Source organism: Haematomicrobium sanguinis DSM 21259 (assembly GCF_000688395.1).
Taxonomy (GTDB): domain Bacteria; phylum Actinomycetota; class Actinomycetes; order Actinomycetales; family Micrococcaceae; genus Haematomicrobium; species Haematomicrobium sanguinis.
On record NZ_JIAG01000010.1, the window covers coordinates 95,739 to 112,522 of the forward strand.

The following is a 16,784-nucleotide window of genomic DNA, read 5'->3' on the forward strand; positions in this document are numbered from 1 at the left end:
ACCTGCCAGTGTGTGAGAAGGGTACAAGGAGGGGCTGACCTGTACGCCGGGTTCTGTCTCCGGCACCAATTACTCGATGCCGGGAGGCGATCATCTCTCTAGGGTTGCCGTTGCCGGCAATCTCAAGCGGTCTACCCGAGTACTCAGACGAGTCATCTTCAAACGTACCCATATTTGACCTTGCTCCCAGTGGGGTTTACCGAGCCCTTGACGTCACCATCAAGGCTGGTGGTCTCTTACACCACCGTTTCACCCTTACCAATACCTGCTCCCCCACTAAGGGTGGAGCGTAAATGGCGGTCTATTTTCTGTGGCACTAGCCTGCGGGTTTCCCCGAGTGGGTGTTACCCACCACCATGCTCTGCGGAGCCCGGACGTTCCTCGTGGCACAAAACCACGCGATCACCCGGTCAGCCCATCCTCTAGGTACTATCTTACGCCCTCGGCACTTAAAGCTTTAAGCATGCACAACTTTTGTGACCGCTAGGATAGTTCGGTGCTGATTTTGCTCCCGCCTTCCGAAGGAAAGACTCCGGCAACCCGCGGAGAACCGTTTGCGATCAAGGATTTGAGCTTCCCGCGCCTGGAAACATCGCGCGAATTCATCCACGAGAACCTTAAGCGAACCAGCCAGTTGCCCGAGGCGGCCAAGCTACTGCACGTGGGCGAGTCCTTGCTCCCAGAAATTGAGCGCAATGTGCGCCTAGAGCGGGAACCGGCCGCCCCTGCCCATCGGGTGTACACCGGGGTCCTCTATGACGCACTAGGCTACCCCACCCTGACACCGCGCCAGCGTGAAAAGGCGCAAGCGGATGTTCTCGTCATTTCTGCGCTGTGGGGCGCTTTGCGCCTCGGCGACCGGATACCTGCCTATCGGCTCCCGATGAATGCCACACTCCCCGATCTCGGGCCCTTGTCCACCTGGTGGAAGCCTCGGCTCGCCGAAGCGTTGGCCCCCGTCGCTAAGAATCAGCTCATCATCGATTGCCGCTCCAGCACCTACCAGCAGGCGTGGTCTCCACCGGCGGAGCAGACGGTTGCCGTGAACGTCTTCCAGATCCGCGCTGGAAAGCGGACCGTGGTCTCGCACTTCGCCAAGCACACCCGAGGCGAGTTGGCGAGGGTGCTTCTGCAGCGGCGCGGCGCCGGCGTCGCCTCACCGAGTCAATTAGCCGCCGCGGCGAGCAAACACTGGGACGTCGATCTGATTCCGGCAACCGCCAAAAAGCCGCACCAGCTGGATCTCACGATTCGCTAGCGACGATCTCCACCTCGAAGCCAGTTTCATTCTCCAGGTACGCCGCATAATGTTCGGCGCCCCCGGCATAGGGGTGCGTGTCGGCAAACATGAGCGTCCAGCCGTGCTCGGGGGCGGCCTTCGCGATCGCATCCACATCGGCGCGGGTGGGCACCGCAAACGCCACATGATTCATACCCGTACGACGGCGATCATACGCTTCATCACGCACGTCGCCTCCCGCTTCCAGCACCAGATAAAAATCGGGGGCCCGGTATTCGATTCCGTTCGACCAGGTGCGCCCTTGGGTAAACCCGAGTTCGCCCAGCAACCAGGAAAACGAGGGTTTTTCGGCATCCAGGTCGGTGCACCAGAGCTCGATGTGGTGCAGGCGCGGTGTCCGCGAGGATCCCTGTTTCCCACTCTCGCCGACCCTGGCAGGCTTGGCGGGCTTGCCCATCCCTTCGTCCATCGCCACGTTGGAGAGCCGGTCCGCGTCCTTGTTCTTTTCGCGCGGAATCCACTCGTAACCCACCAAGTGCGGCGGGTACGTTCCGCGCGCTTGCTGTGCGAGTTCGCGCATGTCGGCGTGCTTGATCTTCCAGTTGCCGGTCATCTGTTCAACCACCAGCTTGGAATCCATCCGCACCAAAACGCGTGCCTTCGGGTCGATGCCTTTCGCCAGGGTAAGCCCGGCGATGAGCCCGGAGTATTCGGCCACGTTGTTGGAAACGGTGCCCAAATATTTATAGTCTTCGGCCAGAATCTTGCCGGTGTCAGGATCACGCACGAGTGCCCCGTATCCGGCGTGACCGGGGTTGCCGCGAGAACCGCCGTCGGCCTCGACAATCAGTTTCCTGGCCGTCGCCGGCACCAGGTCCTCGGATTCAAAGAGGCTCACGAATTCCACTCTTCGCTGCGGATGAGGATGACCCCGGAATCGGGGCAGAACACGATCGCGTCCTCGCCAGCCTTGTTAATCTCTGCGAGGTCCCCGGGGCTGAGGTCCATACCGGACCCCTCCGAACGGCCGTGAAAGAGTCGCGCGGCACCGATTCCGCGTTGCGCAAGGGTTTTCTCATACACGGCGAGCAGGTCATCGGCAAACGAACCGGCCAACACCTGGCGTTGGTCGCTCAGGGCGCGGGCGCTGGCATCGATGTCAGCCTGTTTGGCGTCCCGCTCATCCTCGCGGGCTCCCAGTTTCTCCCGCAGGCTTTCTACCCGGGTGACAATTTTTGCTTCCTCGGCGCGCGTGATTTCGAGGCGCTCCATGATTTCCAGTTCCACTTCTTCAAGCTCGTTGCGCCGTTTGGTGAGGGTTTCGAGCTCTTTTTGCAGGGCGAGGAGGTCCTTGGAGAGCCCTTCACCGCTGTCCAGGCGCGACTGGTCGCGATCGATCCGGGCGCGTACCGTCTCCACATCTGCGTCCGAGCGTTTCAATTCGCGCTCGATATCCTCAATGGCGGTGCGCGCGGCAACGAGGTCTTGCTCCTCTGCGCTCAGCATTTCCTGCGCAGACTTGATTTCCGGGTCCGCGGCGAGCTCCTTGGACTGGCTTCGCAAATGCTTGAGTTTGGCATCCAGGGCTTGCAGATCCAGTAGACGCCGCTGTTCTGCCGCGGGTGCTTTAACCACCGTGACCTCCACGATTGTCGATAATGTGACGAGCTTGGGTAACTAGCCTACGCGAGAAGCGGCGCGGACCGTTGCGCCATCAGGGTGTCAGAATGAAGTCCCACGGGTCGGTGTTGATTGTGCTCACTTCGATGTCAGCGCTGAAGCCGTGGTCATCAAGGGCGCGTTGTAAGGCACCGGCAGCGGTTGGGAGCCACACCCATTCGCTCGCGAAGTGCGAGACATCGATGAGATAGGGCCGCCCGTCGTTGGCTTCGCGCGCCTCAGAGGCAGGATGGTGGCGTAAATCCGCGGTCACGAAGACGTCGGCGTCGTGGGCTCGTACGGCGTCGAAGAGCGAGTCGCCGGCCCCGCCGCACACCGCGACCCGGTGAATCAGCGCGTTGCGGTCCCCGCTCACGCGCACTCCCCCGGCCACCGCAGGCAGCACCGAATACACGCGCGCCGCGAAATCACCGAGCGTCATGGACTCTTCGAGGTTGCCAACCCGGCCGATACCTTCTGGGGAGTCCTCGGAGCCAACGGGCTCAAGCGGAGTGGTGCCGCGGATTCCCAGCACGTCGGCGAGCACGTCGGAGACGCCGCCGATGGCGCTGTCGCCGTTGGTGTGCACCGTAATGAGAGCGCATCCGGCTTCCACGAGCGACTGCACCAGATTGCCTTTGAAATGTGAGTCAAAAACACCGTTGACCGGGCGCAAGAGCAATGGGTGATGCGTGATCAAAAGGTCAGTGTCTTTATCGATGACTTCTTGAACCACATCAAAAGTGGGATCCACCGCAAAAAGGATTCTGCGGACTTCGGCCCCTCTGCGCCCCACCACCGGGCCGACCGCGTCCCAATCCTCGGCCAAGGACATCGGCCACAATTGCTCCAGGACGTCTTGGACATCGGCCACGGTGGGGACCTTTGGCATTGGCCGGGTCCCCGGCTCTGTAGTGCGCATACACCAGTCATATCATTCCCGTGCGGCAAATAGGCGAGATGCGCTCTGGAACAAAAGTATCGCCGTCGTACTTAAATGTAGTTGTGAAAACTTTTGTATTGGCCGGTGGCTGTTTTTGGTGTTTGGACGCCGTGTATCGCAAGACGCGCGGCGTCACGGATGTGGTGAGCGGATATACCGGCGGGCACACCGCCGATCCGTATTATGAGCAAGTGTGTTCGGGAACCTCGGGGCACGCGGAGGCGGTGAAGGTGACCTTTGACGAGTCGATCGTGCCGGATGAGGTCATCCTGGGCCTCTTCTTCGCTTCGCATGACCCGACCACGCTGAACCGCCAAGGATATGACGTGGGGACGCAATACCGCTCGGCGATGTTTTATCAATCGCCGGAGCAGAAGGCGGAGTTCGCTGCGGCCATCGAAAAGGCGCAAGCGGATTGGAAGGATCCGATCGTCACCACGTTGGAAGAGTTGCAGACCTTCTACCCTGCCGAGGAGATTCACCAGGATTTTTATGCGAAGCGGCCCTATGAGGGCTATTGCCAGGTGATCATTAATCCGAAGCTGGCCAAGGCGCGCAAATATTACGCCGAGTGGCTCACAAGTTAGCCCGCCGGTAATCCCCCGGTAGTCTGGGCGTCAGAGAACGCATTCGGTGAACACTTGAGGAAGCGGTTATGGCACAGATTTACAGTGACGTCACGCAGGTGGTCGGCAAGACCCCGTTGGTGCAGTTGAACCGGCTAGCCAAGGATTTGCCGGGGGACGTGGCGGTCAAGCTGGAATTTTATAACCCAGCCAACAGTGTCAAGGATCGTATCGGCGTCGCCATTGTCGATGCCGCCGAGGCGTCCGGGGACCTCAAGCCTGGGGGCACCATCGTGGAAGGCACATCCGGGAACACCGGAATTGCCTTGGCCATGGTCGGCGCGGCCCGCGGCTATAACGTTGTGCTGACGATGCCCGAAACCATGTCCAACGAGCGCCGCGTCATGTTGCGCGCTTACGGTGCGCAGATTGTGCTGACTCCGGGTGCCGAAGGCATGCGCGGGGCGGTGGAGAAAGCTCAAGAGATTGTGGCCCAGACACCGAACGCGATTTGGGCCCGGCAATTCGCGAACGAGGCGAATTCCGCGATTCACCGCGCCACGACTGCCGAAGAAATCTGGGACGACACCGACGGCGCAGTGGATGTTTTTGTGTCCGGTATCGGCACAGGCGGGACTATCACCGGTGTGGGCCAAGTGTTGAAGGAGCGGAAGCCTTCGGTGCGGGTGGTGGCTGTGGAACCGGCCGACTCCCCCATTTTGAACGGCGGCGCACCGGGGCCGCACAAGATTCAGGGCATTGGCGCCAACTTCGTTCCCGAAATCTTGGACACCGAGATCTATGACGAGGTCTATGACGCCACGATCGAAGACTCGGTGCGCGTGGCCCGCGAGCTGGGAACCCAAGAGGGCATTCTGGGCGGCATCTCGTCGGGAGCGGTCGTGTGGGCGGCGCTTGAAGAGGCCGCCAAGGAGGAGAACGCGGGCAAACTCATTGTGGCGGTGGTCACCGATTACGGCGAGCGCTATATTTCCACCGTTCTCTTTGACGATATTCGGGGCTAACGCGGGAAAGGCCGACACTGAATACCTCACGAGACTCTTCACGAGCACCGCGTACCGGAGTGGCTGGCCGGGTCTTAGCCCGGCTGCGAGAAGACCTGGCATCGGCTAGCTCGCACGATCCCGCTGCCCGATCCAGTCTCGAGAATTTCTTTATCTACTCCGGTCTGCATGCCATTTGGATTCACCGGCTCACCCACCGCATGTGGACCAACCCGATGTTGCGGTTTCCGGCGCGTGCGCTGGCCCAATTCGGCCGTTTTCTCACCGGCATTGAGATTCACCCCGGAGCGGTTCTTGGCCGCCGTGTCTTCATCGATCACGGTATGGGAGTGGTGATTGGCGAAACCGCCGAAATCGGCGATGACGTGATGATCTATCAGGGTGTGACTCTCGGTGGCCGATCCCTTGAGAAGGTCAAACGCCATCCCACCATTGGCGCGCGCGTAACGATTGGCGCCGGTGCCAAGGTGCTCGGCCCCGTGGTCATTGGCGCCGATTCGGCCATTGGCGCCAACGCCGTAGTGGTCAAGGACGCGCCCGCGGAGTCCATTATCACCGGGATCCCTGCCCGGTGGCGGCATCGCGACGCGGCCCGCGAGACGAAGCCGGCCGTGGACCCGGCGGAGTACATCGATCCCGCGATGTACATTTAGCGCAACGTGCTGCGGAGTTTCCCGCATTCAGATGTGCCAGCGGCGGCAAACCGTGAGAGTGTTGACAGTAATTGCCGCGCGTATCAGCCGATCCTCAACGCAGGGTGCTTGGAGCGTTTGCGGCGCGGCATACCACGTTGGGGAGGACGGCATCATTTTTCGGGGGAACACCGGTAGCGCAGGAAAAACGGGGATCTCATCGGGCGGCGTTTCGCGTCGCGCGGTGACGAAGGCATGGGGCTTGGGAGCCGTTGCCACCGGGCTCGCGCTAAGCGGCTGCACGTCCGGCTCGCCAAATGCGGAAGGGAGCGCAACCGTCTCTGCCCCACCGGCGACGCCCACACCGACGCCCACTCCCACACCGACACCCACGCCCACTCCCCAAACGCTCCCCGGCGGCGGACGCATTGTGTTTCCGAATCGACGGTTCGTGGCACTCTACGGGCACCCGGGAAGCCCGAGCCTCGGTGTGCTCGGCGAACAGGACATTCCCGCATCGATCGCCCGCGTCAAGGATCTTGCCGCCCAATATCAGCCGTTCAGCAAGGAACCGGTGATTCCGGCCTTTGAAATCATTGCCACCGTCGCTGCCGGGCAACCCGGCCCCGATGGAAACTTTTCCAATGAGTGGCCCGTGGACAAGCTGCGCCCCTGGGTCGACGCGGCAAAGGAAGCTGGCGTCTACGTGGTGTTGGACCTGCAAAGCGGCCGCACGGATTCGCTAGAGCAGGCCAAACTCTACGAGCCGCTGTTGAAAGAGCCCCACGTGGGCCTCGCATTGGACCCCGAGTGGCGCCTTGGCCCGAATGAGTTCCCGCTACAGCAGATCGGCCAGATTTGGGCGGAGGAAGTGAACCGCACCAGTGAATGGTTGGCCACTGTGACCGCCGAAAACGACCTGCCGCAAAAGGTCTTCATTCTGCACCAGTTCCGCCTCGATATGCTTCCGGACCGTCAGAACGTTGCGATACGCAAAGAATTGGCCACGATCATTCACGCCGACGGCCAGGGCGCGCTCGGCGACAAAATGGCAACCTGGACAGCGTTGCAAGAAGGGTTGCCCAAGGGCGCCTGGCTCGGTTGGAAGAATTTCTACGACGAAGACACCGAAATGCTGACCCCGGAACGCACCATGACAGAAGTGAAGCCGACGCCCTGGTTTGTGTCCTACCAGTAGCGCCGGCTCCTCTTGAGGCCCGTGTGCAACTAGTGCGTGTCTACGGCCGCAACTTCGCTGCGGTCACCAGACCACTGCGTGTGGAAGGTGCCTGGCTTGTCGATGCGTCCGTATGTGTGAGCGCCAAAGTAATCGCGCAAGCCTTGCGTCAGGGCGGCGGGCAACCGGCCCCGTCGTAGCGCGTCAAAGTAGGCAAGCGACGAGGAGAACACCGGAACCGGGACCCCCGTTTCGGCCGCGACGGCGACCACGCGCCGCAACGCCGGAACCGCGCCCGCCATGGCCCGAGCAAACGCCGGAGCGAACAAGAGGTTCTTCGGGGCGTCCCCGCCCTGGTACGCGCGCATAATGTCATCGAGAAGGTCCGCCCGGATGATGCATCCGGCGCGCCAGAGCGAGGCGATCTCATCCAACTTGAGATCCCAGCCATACTGGTCTGCGGCGGCGGTCAACATGTCCAGACCCTGCGCGTAGCTCACCAATTTGGATGCGAAGAGCGCCTGCCGAACATCCTCCACAAAACCTTCTGGCACCTCGCTCCCGCCAGTACCGGCCGCCTCAGCGAAGACGTTTTGCGCCTCAGCGCGTTGATCGCGCTGGGAGGAGAGCGCCCTAGCGAACACCGACTCGGCAATCGCGGACACGGGGGAACCCAAATCAAGACCGGAGATCACCGTCCAGCGCCCTGTGCCCTTCTGCCCGGCCGAATCCACCACCACGTCCACCAGCGGCTTGCCGGTTTCCGCGTCCACCTGCGCAAGCACCTCGGAGGTGATTTCAATCAGGTAGGAGGCAAGTTCGGTGGTATTCCACTGGGCGAAAATTTCTGATTGCTCCGCCGGTGAAAGACCTGCCACGGAGCGAAGCAAGTCATATGCCTCGCCAATGACCTGCATATCGGCATACTCGATGCCGTTGTGCACCATCTTCACGAAATGACCGGCCCCATCGGTGCCGATCCAGGCGCAACACGGGTCGCCCTCATACTTGGCAGAGATCTTCTCCAGCATCGGTCCCAGGGACTCGTAGGACTGCTTGGATCCGCCGGGCATGATGGAGGGCCCCAGCAACGCGCCCTCTTCGCCACCCGAGACGCCCACGCCGACAAAGTGCAACCCCTTCTCCGTCAGGGCTGCCTCTCGCCGCCGGGTGTCCTCAAAATGCGAGTTTCCGGCGTCGATGACAATGTCGTCTTCTTCCAAGAGCGGGACCAGCTGATCAATCACCGCATCGACCGGAGCGCCGGCCTTCACCATGATGAGCACCCGTCGCGGCTTCTCGAGGTTTTGCACTAACTCTTCCAGGGATTCGGTGCGAATAAAGTCGCCTTCGTCACCATGGGCGCTTAGGAGAGCGTCGGTTTTTTCCACCGAGCGGTTGTGCACGGCAACGGTGTATCCGTTGCGGGCCAGGTTCCGTGCCAGGTTTGCTCCCATCACGGCAAGACCGGTGACACCAATTTGTGCGCTCATAACTCTCCTGAGGTAGTTCCACGTGTAGCAATAGCCTAGCGCTCCTGCCCAGGTTGGTGAGATAGCCTGTCATATCATGACGTGCTACACCTCTGTATTTGATCTTTTCAGTGTGGGCATCGGTCCTTCCAGCTCACACACGGTGGGCCCGATGCGAGCAGCGAAGCTCTTTGGCACCACCCTCATCGAGGACAACCTTCTCACCGGTGTGGACCGGATTTCGGTGCAATTGTGCGGTTCGCTCGGAGCCACCGGCATCGGTCATGGGACGCCGCAAGCGGTCTTGGCGGGCCTCGTGGGCGAGGATCCGGAGACGGTCAACCCGAGCCTGCCAAACGAGCTTGCCGCGCAGATCGAGTCTGAAGGCACCATCAATCTGATGGACAAACATCGCATACGCATGAACCCGGCTGACATTGAGCTCCTTCCGCACCGCATCCTGATCCGGCACACCAACGCCGTCGTTTTCAATGCCTTTTCGGCGGCCGGAGAGTTGTTGCTCTCCCGCACCTACTATTCGACCGGCGGCGGATTTGTGGAAGAGGAAGGCGCGCCGGCCACCGTTTCGGTTGATGCCGAACTCCCCTACCCTTACCAATATGCCTCCGATCTGCTGGAGATATCCGAGCGTGAAGGTCTCTCCATCGCGGAGATTGCGTTCGCCAACGAGTGTGCGCTGCGCCCGCCAGAGGCGGTCAACGCCGGGCTTGACCGCATTTGGGCGGCCATGCGGGAAAGCATTGCCAATGGCTTGGACACGCGCGGCACCTTGCCGGGAATTCTTAAAGCACGACGGCGAGCGGCAGCTATTGCTGAACAGTTGCGTTCCGTGCAGGGCGAGCGAGAGACCTCCCTGGAATGGTTGCAGGCCTACGCCATAGCGGTGAACGAGGAAAACGCGGCGGGCGGTCGCGTGGTCACGGCGCCCACCAATGGAGCTGCCGGAATCATTCCTGCGGTCATGTTCTACTTCAACGAGTTCCTGGCCGAGGCGATGGATGAGGTGAAGACGGAGGCCGTTCGCCGATACTTGCTGACCGCGACCGCCATTGGCTCGCTCTATAAGGGCAACGCCTCGATCTCCGGTGCGGAGGCCGGTTGCCAGGGCGAGGTCGGTTCGGCTTCCTCGATGGCCGCCGGTGCGCTCTGCGAAATTTTGGGCGGCACTCCTGCCCAAGTGGAAAACGCCGCCGAGATTGCCATGGAGCACAACCTTGGTTTGACCTGTGACCCGGTGGCCGGACTCGTGCAACTTCCCTGTATTGAGCGCAATGCCATTGCCGCCGGTAAGGCCGTGGCCAGTGCGCGCATGGCACTCTACGGAGACGGCAAGCACATGGTCTCGCTAGATACGGTGATCGAGACGATGCGCCAAACCGGGCGGGACATGTCCACCAAGTACAAGGAAACGTCCGAGGGCGGCCTCGCCGTCAACGTCATCGAGTGCTAACCCAATGACCGGTCGCGGAGTTCTTAGAGCTTCGGAGCCTCCCCTGCCGCGGCTGCCTTCAGCAGCGGCAGATATTTATCCAGCATCCACGGCAGGCTCAATACGGTGATGGAGCTGGTTGCGAAGACCATGGGTGGATCTGTCAACGGAATGTAGCCGCCGTTTTTGACTGCCGGAATGTCGGCGAAGAGCGGCGAGCTCTCGAGTGACTGCTGGACCCCGGAGTCAAGGAACCAGGAGACGAGGACATCCGAGTCGATGGATGTCAGGTTCTCTAGACTCATTTGCACGGCGAACTTGTCGCCTTCGGTGGGGACGCTGGGGGCAATTTGGAATCCCAACTCCTTGAGTAGCTGTACGCGAGAATCGCCCGCTTGGTAGATGTTGAAGCTATCGGCTGCGGTACCCGAGCCAAAGGCTATCGTCTTGTCCGCAAATCCCGGGTTCGCCTTTTTCGCTGAGGCAATCAGGTCGGTTGTTTTGGTGACGAGGTCCTCGGCTTCAGCGCTCATGCCCAACGCTTTGCCGACGATCGTGGTTTGATCCTGCCAGCTGGTGAGCCACGGTTTGCCTGGGTAGGCGACGGTCGGTGCGATCTCGCTCAGGCGCTTGTACTGTTCGGGGTCCAGGCCCGAGTTCACGGCCAGGATGACATCCGGTTTGAGCGCGAGAATCGATTCAAACGGGATGTCGCTCGAGGAGGACTTGATGAGAGAGGGTTCGGCCGAACCAATGAGTTCCTTATCCCATGGCAGGATTCCGGTACCGTCCCCAGTATTCCCGGACATGTCCTGCATCCCCACCGGAACTACCCCGAGAGCGAGTGCGACGTCCTGGCTCCCCCAGCCGATGGTCACGACCCGTTCGGGTTTCTTCTCTATGGTGACTTGGCCGAGCGCCGAGTCAAGGGTGACGGGGAACGCCGAAGAGTCTGCCGGAGCGCCTGACGAGGGTAATTCGCCGTTTGTGCTCGCGCTCGGCGCGCATCCGCTTGCCAAGAGCGCCACACTGAGCAGTGCCGCAATCAGCACGAACACACGTGAGGGAAAACCAGACTTTTTCACGGGCCACCTTTCGAGCAATTAATTTAGGTAACCATAACCTAACTTACATTTGCACGGTGCCCCAAAAACAGGTACTGAACTGGTCATAAATGTGGCCGGCATGACGTTGGCATTGGCAGGAGCTCTGTGGTGACGTGGCTGCGGACTTTGAATCGAGGCAGTCGTTGGCATGCGAAGCCCTAGGGCGACGACCAGTTGACGCCTTCGAGCACTACCGCCTGAAGCCCCGTGACCGCAACCTCGACAGCTCCGGTGTCGAGTGCGTGCGCGAGCAACGCTCCGGCGAAGACGGTAAGAAAGCAAAAAGGGAACGCCGATCATCTTGGCGATGGTTGGTGTTCCCTTACGAGATTTGTGGTGGGTCCTACCGGGATCGAACCGATGACATCCACGGTGTAAACGTGGCGCTCTACCAGCTGAGCTAAAGACCCAAATTTTCCCCTTCGTCGAGGGAAACGTGGTTCCTACTGGACTCGAACCAGCGACCTCTGCCGTGTGAAGGCAGCGCTCTAACCAACTGAGCTAAAGAACCGCACCCGGACCCGAAATGGGCCAAAGCAACGAACAACTAATCTACCGTATCCGAGCCGAAAACTCACAACCGGGCGATGGCCGCGAGAACTTCGGAGGTTCCTTGCTCGATCTTGACTGTCGCAACCTCGTCTCCGCGGGTCGCTCCCCGGTTGACGATCACCACCGGCTTGCCCCCTTTGGCGGCATGGCGGACAAAGCGCAAACCGCTCATGACGGCCAAGGAGGAACCGGCAACGAGGAGAGCATCGCCGTCGTTCACCATCTGATAGGCCGCCGTGACGCGCTCGGGCGGCACGCCCTCACCAAAATATACAAAGTCCGGCTTCAACACTCCCCCGCACGCCGGGCAATCCGGGAAACGGAAACCGGCGGTGGCCGCAATCTCCGCGTCCGCATCCGGTGCGACGTCCGCGGCATCGGCATGCGCGTCCGCGTAACCGGGGTTGAGCGCGCTCAATCGCAAACCAATGGCAGCGCGCGTGAAAATCGTGGGGCAGCGCAGGCAAACCACCCGGTCATAGCGGCCGTGCAGGTCGATGACGTTTCGGCTTCCCGCGTCCTCGTGCAGACGGTCCACATTTTGCGTCACCAGCCCGGCGAGCCGGCCATCCCGCTCCATTGCGGCCAGCGCACGGTGCCCACTATTGGGCTGGGCTCGCCGCATGTGCTCCCAGCCCACATGATTGCGCGCCCAATATCGCCTGCGGGCATCCGCACTGCCGACAAACTCCTGATAGGTCATTGGGTTGCGCCGGACCGACGTTGGGCCCCGGTAATCCGGAATCCCGGAGTCGGTCGAAACCCCCGCGCCGGTGAGCACCGTGATGCGCCGACCATGCAACAACGCCGCCGCGCGCTCCACCGAATGCAGATCTAGCCCCACGTCGCGACCGTGTCCACGAGCCGCTGATACTTCTCCATGGGCCGCGGAACCCCCAGGTCCGTACTGAACACGTCGGCGATGACCCCGCCCGAGCTGATCGCAAAGGTGTAGCGTCCGGCCATCCCGCTGTCCGAATCGAACACGCCAAAATGCTCTGCAACCGCACCATGCGGCCAAAAATCGGCGAGCAAATCAAAGGTGATGCCCTCGGCGTCGGCAAAACTGCGCAGGGCAAATTTGTGGTCCACCGACACGCCCATCAGCCGGATGCCGGCGCGCTCAAAGTCGCCATGACGCGCGTTGATCGAGGCTAGCTCGCCCGTACACACCCGCGAAAACGCGAACGGATAAAAAACCAGGATTGTGGGTTGGCCGGTCCGGGTAAACACCACATTTTCCCCATAGTGATTGACCAGGGCCAGTTCACCGAGCTGATGTCCGACGGCGAGTGGTTGCCTTCGTGCCACGCGTTACTTTTGCGTTTGGGTGCGTTTGGGGACGAGGCGGGTGGCCGCCCAGTCTTTGGACACACCTGCGGTGGATGTCGAGTGAAGGCCAGCCGTCGGGGCGGCCTGTTGTATGTCTGCGGGCGGAACGTAGCCGTCCCGTCCGGATTTCGGGGTGAGCACCCAGACGCTCGCGGACTCGTCCAGCGAGGTTTGGCAATCCATGAGCGCATCGACAAGGTCGCCGTCGCCTTCGCGCCACCACACGATCACGGCGTCGACTACTTCATGGTCCTCTTCGGTGAGCAATTCTGAGTCGATGGCGTCTTCAATGTCGTCACGGAAGTCAAAATCGACGTCATCGTCATATCCGAATTCCTGAACTAGATCTCCCGGGCGCAAACCCAGTCTGCTCGCCACACTCTGATCCGTGGCGGCTTCCGCCTTGCTCACCGCTTTTCCTCCCACTCAGTTGAGCCAAAATGCGCACACGTGCGCTACTTCACATTGTCCTTAATTTGTGCGCGTTTTGGTAGTCGCCCCGGCGCGCGAGGCGAATTTTCGCGGTTCTAGCCGGGACGGATGGAAAGGCGGTGGCGGGCGCGGGCGTCACACATGGCGAAGAGGGGCACTCTGGCTACGCATTGGAATGCACTGCGGGCTAGAGTGATTTATGTGCACCCATGCGCCGGGCAAACCGAGCGTGAGTGCGCGGCGGAATAAAGCCGCTGAGAGCGTGTTTCCAGTTTTGGAACTGCCGTCAGTTTGTGGACTGAAATCAGTCTTTGCGCGGGCGGCGGCGCTCATGCCCTGCTTTCCCAGCAGATTATAGAGAGGTAAGACGTGGCCGCAGGAGAAGATACCAAAGACATTCTGAGCGGGCTCACCAGCCAACTGCCAGACGCTGATCCGGAGGAAACTGCCGAGTGGATCGAGTCTTTGGACGAACTCATTCAGAGCCAAGGAACCGAACGCGCCCAGTTCATTATGCGTTCCTTGTTGCAACGCGCAGGATCGCGCAGCGTCGGTGTGCCGATGGTGACCACCACCGACTATGTCAACACGATCCCCGCTGATCAGGAGCCGGAGTTCCCCGGTAACGAAGAAATTGAACGCAAGTACCGCGCATGGTTGCGCTGGAACGCGGCCGTCATGGTGCACCGCGCGCAACGCCCCGAAATTGGGGTGGGCGGCCACATTTCCACCTACGCCGGCGCAGCCACCCTGTATGAAGTGGGTTTCAACCACTTTTTCAAGGGCAAGGATCACCCCAGCGGCGGCGACCAAGTATTCTTCCAGGGGCACGCCTCCCCCGGCATGTACGCTCGCGCCTTCCTGGAAGGACGCTTGAGCGAAGAAGACATGGACGGATTCCGGCAAGAAAAGTCGGATGCGCCGCACGGCCTCTCCTCCTACCCGCACCCGCGGCTCATGCCCGAGTTCTGGGAGTTCCCCACCGTGTCCATGGGCATCGGCCCGATGAACGCGATCTACCAGGCGCAGTTCAACCGCTACCTGCATAACCGCGGGTTGAAAGACACCTCTGATCAGCACGTCTGGGCGTTCCTTGGCGACGGCGAAATGGATGAACCGGAAAGCCGCGGCCTGCTCCAGCTCGCCGCCAACGAGAATCTCGACAACCTCACCTTTGTCATTAACGCGAACTTGCAGCGCCTCGACGGCCCGGTTCGCGGCAACGGCAAGATCATTCAAGAACTGGAAGCGTTCTTCCGCGGTGCCGGCTGGAACGTCATCAAGGTCATTTGGGGTCGCGAGTGGGACGCCTTGCTCGCCAAGGATGATGACGGCGCCCTGGTGGACATCATGAACTCCACCCTGGACGGCGACTACCAGACCTATAAGGCCGAGTCCGGCGGTTTTGTGCGCGAGCACTTCTTCGGAAAGACCCCGCAAACCAAGGCCATGGTTGAGGACATGAGTGACGACGAGGTATGGAACTTGAAGCGCGGCGGCCACGATTACCGCAAGGTGTATGCCGCGTATAAGGCGGCCACCGAGTTCAAGGGCAAGCCGACCGTGGTTATTGCCATGACCGTCAAGGGGTACGGACTTGGCCCCCACTTCGAGGGCCGCAACGCCACCCACCAGATGAAGAAGCTCACGCTGGATGACCTCAAGGGCTTCCGCGACCACCTGCGCATCCCGGTGACCGATGAGCAGCTCGAGGCTAACCCGTACCTGCCCCCGTATTACAACCCGGGACCGGAATCCGAGGAAATCAAATACCTGCTGGAGCGCCGTAAAGAGCTCGGCGGTTCGCTCCCCGAACGCCGTAATAACCCTGGCGAACTCGCATTGCCTGGCGATAAGGCGTACGAGGTAGCCAAACGCGGTTCCGGCAAGCAATTGGCAGCGACCACAATGGCGTTTGTGCGCTTGCTCAAGGATCTGATGCGGGACAAGGAATTCGGCGCCCATGTGGTCCCGGTGATTCCCGATGAGGCGCGTACCTTCGGTATGGACTCATTCTTCCCGACGTCCAAGATCTACAACCCGAAGGGACAGAACTACCTCTCGGTGGACCGTGACCTGGTACTCGCCTACAAGGAATCCCCTCAGGGCCAGATCCTGCACGCAGGCATTAACGAGGCCGGCTCCATGGCCGCGTTTACCGCGGTCGGTACCTCCTACGCCACCCACGGCGTGCCCATGATCCCGATCTACGTGTTCTACTCCATGTTCGGTTTCCAGCGCACCGGCGACTCGATTTGGGCCGCCGCAGATCAGATGTCCCGCGGGTTCTTGATTGGCGCCACCGCCGGCCGCACCACGCTGACCGGTGAGGGGTTGCAGCACGCCGATGGTCACTCGCCGCTTTTGGCTTCGACCAATCCGGCCGTGGTGCACTATGACCCGGCATACGGTTACGAAATCGGACACATTGTGAAGGACGGGCTGAACCGCATGTACGGCCCGGACTCCGAGGATCGAAACCTCATTTACTACCTGACCGTGTACAACGAGCCGATCCAGCAGCCGGCAGAGCCCGAAGAGTTGGACGTCAACGGCCTGCTCAAGGGCGTGTACCTGCTCGCCCCGGCCAAGATTGACGGGCCGCGCACCCAGTTGCTCGCCTCCGGTGTGGCGGTGCCGTGGGCGCTGGAAGCACAACAGATCCTCGCCAACGAGTGGGGCGTGTCCGCTGACGTATGGTCGGTGACTTCCTGGAACGAACTGCGCCGCGACGGACTTCGCGCCGAAGAGGAGAACTTCCTCAACCCCGGTGCCGAACCGGTCGTTCCATTCGTGACCAAGCAGCTGGAAGGCGCGACCGGACCGATCGTGGCCGTGAGCGACTACATGAAAGCGGTACCGGATCAGATCCGCCAGTTCCTGCCCAACGAGTTTGCGACTCTTGGCGCGGACGACTTCGGCTTCTCCGACACCCGCGCCGCCGCACGCCGCTACTTCAAGATCGATAGCCATTCGATCGTGGTGCGCGCCCTGGAAATGCTGGCACGCCGCGGCGAAGTCGACGCGAACGCGCCGCGCGAAGCATTTGACCGCTACCGCCTCGATGACGTCAACGCGGGCACCAGCGGCAACGCCGGAGGCGACGCTTAACACCGGCAACACGTGACAGTGGGTGTGCCATCCCTTGCAGGGGGGTGGCACACCCACTGTTTTTTGTAGATAACACACAAACGCCGT

Annotated in this window: 15 protein-coding genes, 2 tRNA genes and 1 other RNA gene; 7 read left to right on the forward strand and 11 right to left on the reverse strand. The window is 61.1% G+C overall.

Annotated features, from left to right (window positions below; translation table 11 throughout):
• Positions 1-26: 26 nt before the first annotated feature.
• An RNA gene (gene rnpB / locus O148_RS17155) (RNase P RNA component class A) lies at positions 27-418 on the reverse strand.
• Positions 419-496: 78 nt separating this feature from the next.
• Here rnpB and O148_RS0110110 point away from each other — a divergent pair.
• Positions 497-1,258 (forward strand): YaaA family protein, encoded by a 762-nt coding sequence (locus O148_RS0110110; protein WP_026530806.1) that lies wholly within the window; start codon positions 497-499, stop codon positions 1,256-1,258.
• Here O148_RS0110110 and O148_RS0110115 read toward each other — a convergent pair.
• The 3 genes from O148_RS0110115 to O148_RS0110125 all read right to left on the reverse strand — a co-directional run bounded on the left by O148_RS0110115 (position 1,245) and on the right by O148_RS0110125 (position 3,791).
• A complete protein-coding gene (locus O148_RS0110115) occupies positions 1,245-2,138 on the reverse strand; it encodes a reverse transcriptase-like protein (protein ID WP_240470847.1) in 894 nt (297 codons plus the stop codon). The two genes, O148_RS0110110 and O148_RS0110115, sit on opposite strands and share 14 nt — an antisense overlap.
• Positions 2,135-2,875 (reverse strand): zinc ribbon domain-containing protein, encoded by a 741-nt coding sequence (locus O148_RS0110120; protein ID WP_026530808.1) that lies wholly within the window; start codon positions 2,873-2,875, stop codon positions 2,135-2,137. The genes O148_RS0110115 and O148_RS0110120 overlap by 4 nt, the downstream gene beginning before the upstream one ends.
• 79 nt (positions 2,876-2,954) lie before the next feature.
• Entirely contained in the window at positions 2,955-3,791 is an 837-nt protein-coding gene (locus O148_RS0110125; RefSeq protein ID WP_035745754.1) for a Nif3-like dinuclear metal center hexameric protein, read from the reverse strand.
• Positions 3,792-3,904: 113 nt separating this feature from the next.
• Between O148_RS0110125 and msrA the strand changes: the two genes are divergently transcribed.
• The 4 genes from msrA to O148_RS0110145 all read left to right on the forward strand — a co-directional run bounded on the left by msrA (position 3,905) and on the right by O148_RS0110145 (position 7,263).
• On the forward strand, positions 3,905-4,429 hold the full coding sequence (gene msrA / locus O148_RS0110130) for a peptide-methionine (S)-S-oxide reductase MsrA (RefSeq protein WP_026530810.1): 525 nt from the start codon (positions 3,905-3,907) through the stop codon (positions 4,427-4,429).
• 68 nt (positions 4,430-4,497) lie between these two features.
• Entirely contained in the window at positions 4,498-5,433 is a 936-nt protein-coding gene (gene cysK, locus O148_RS0110135) for a cysteine synthase A (RefSeq protein ID WP_026530811.1), read from the forward strand.
• 59 nt (positions 5,434-5,492) lie between these two features.
• Entirely contained in the window at positions 5,493-6,086 is a 594-nt protein-coding gene (gene epsC / locus O148_RS0110140; RefSeq protein WP_026530812.1) for a serine O-acetyltransferase EpsC, read from the forward strand.
• Between the two features lie 223 nt (positions 6,087-6,309).
• Positions 6,310-7,263: a hypothetical protein gene (locus tag O148_RS0110145; RefSeq protein WP_035745756.1), complete on the forward strand. Its 954-nt coding sequence runs from the start codon at positions 6,310-6,312 to the stop codon at positions 7,261-7,263.
• A 29-nt stretch (positions 7,264-7,292) separates the two neighbouring features.
• On the opposite strand, the gene gndA is transcribed toward O148_RS0110145, so the two are convergent.
• Complete coding sequence (gndA, locus tag O148_RS0110150; protein ID WP_026530814.1) at positions 7,293-8,735, reverse strand: NADP-dependent phosphogluconate dehydrogenase; 1,443 nt, start codon at positions 8,733-8,735, stop codon at positions 7,293-7,295.
• 76 nt (positions 8,736-8,811) lie between these two features.
• On the opposite strand from gndA, the gene O148_RS0110155 reads away from it, so the two are divergent.
• On the forward strand, positions 8,812-10,185 hold the full coding sequence (locus O148_RS0110155; protein ID WP_026530815.1) for an L-serine ammonia-lyase: 1,374 nt from the start codon (positions 8,812-8,814) through the stop codon (positions 10,183-10,185).
• 23 nt (positions 10,186-10,208) lie between these two features.
• Here the strand turns inward: O148_RS0110155 and O148_RS0110160 are convergent, their stop codons facing one another.
• The 6 genes from O148_RS0110160 to O148_RS0110185 form a co-directional block, all read right to left on the reverse strand.
• Positions 10,209-11,249 carry an iron-siderophore ABC transporter substrate-binding protein gene (locus O148_RS0110160; protein ID WP_035745758.1) on the reverse strand — a complete coding sequence of 347 codons (1,041 nt, stop codon included), beginning with the start codon at positions 11,247-11,249 and terminating at the stop codon, positions 10,209-10,211.
• 355 nt (positions 11,250-11,604) lie between these two features.
• Positions 11,605-11,680, reverse strand: a tRNA-Val gene (locus O148_RS0110165).
• A 27-nt stretch (positions 11,681-11,707) separates the two neighbouring features.
• A tRNA-Val gene (locus O148_RS0110170) sits at positions 11,708-11,781 on the reverse strand.
• 63 nt (positions 11,782-11,844) lie between these two features.
• Complete coding sequence (locus O148_RS0110175; protein WP_051620093.1) at positions 11,845-12,666, reverse strand: NAD-dependent protein deacetylase; 822 nt, start codon at positions 12,664-12,666, stop codon at positions 11,845-11,847.
• Positions 12,657-13,133, reverse strand: a complete 477-nt coding sequence (locus O148_RS0110180; protein ID WP_026530818.1) for a redoxin domain-containing protein — start codon at positions 13,131-13,133, stop codon at positions 12,657-12,659. Before O148_RS0110180 ends, O148_RS0110175 begins: the two co-directional genes overlap by 10 nt.
• A gap of 3 nt (positions 13,134-13,136) precedes the next feature.
• Positions 13,137-13,565 (reverse strand): DUF3052 domain-containing protein, encoded by a 429-nt coding sequence (locus tag O148_RS0110185; protein ID WP_026530819.1) that lies wholly within the window; start codon positions 13,563-13,565, stop codon positions 13,137-13,139.
• Between the two features lie 390 nt (positions 13,566-13,955).
• Here O148_RS0110185 and aceE point away from each other — a divergent pair, with 390 nt between their 5' ends.
• A complete protein-coding gene (aceE, locus tag O148_RS0110190) occupies positions 13,956-16,697 on the forward strand; it encodes a pyruvate dehydrogenase (acetyl-transferring), homodimeric type (RefSeq protein ID WP_026530820.1) in 2,742 nt (913 codons plus the stop codon).
• Positions 16,698-16,784: the final 87 nt, after the last annotated feature.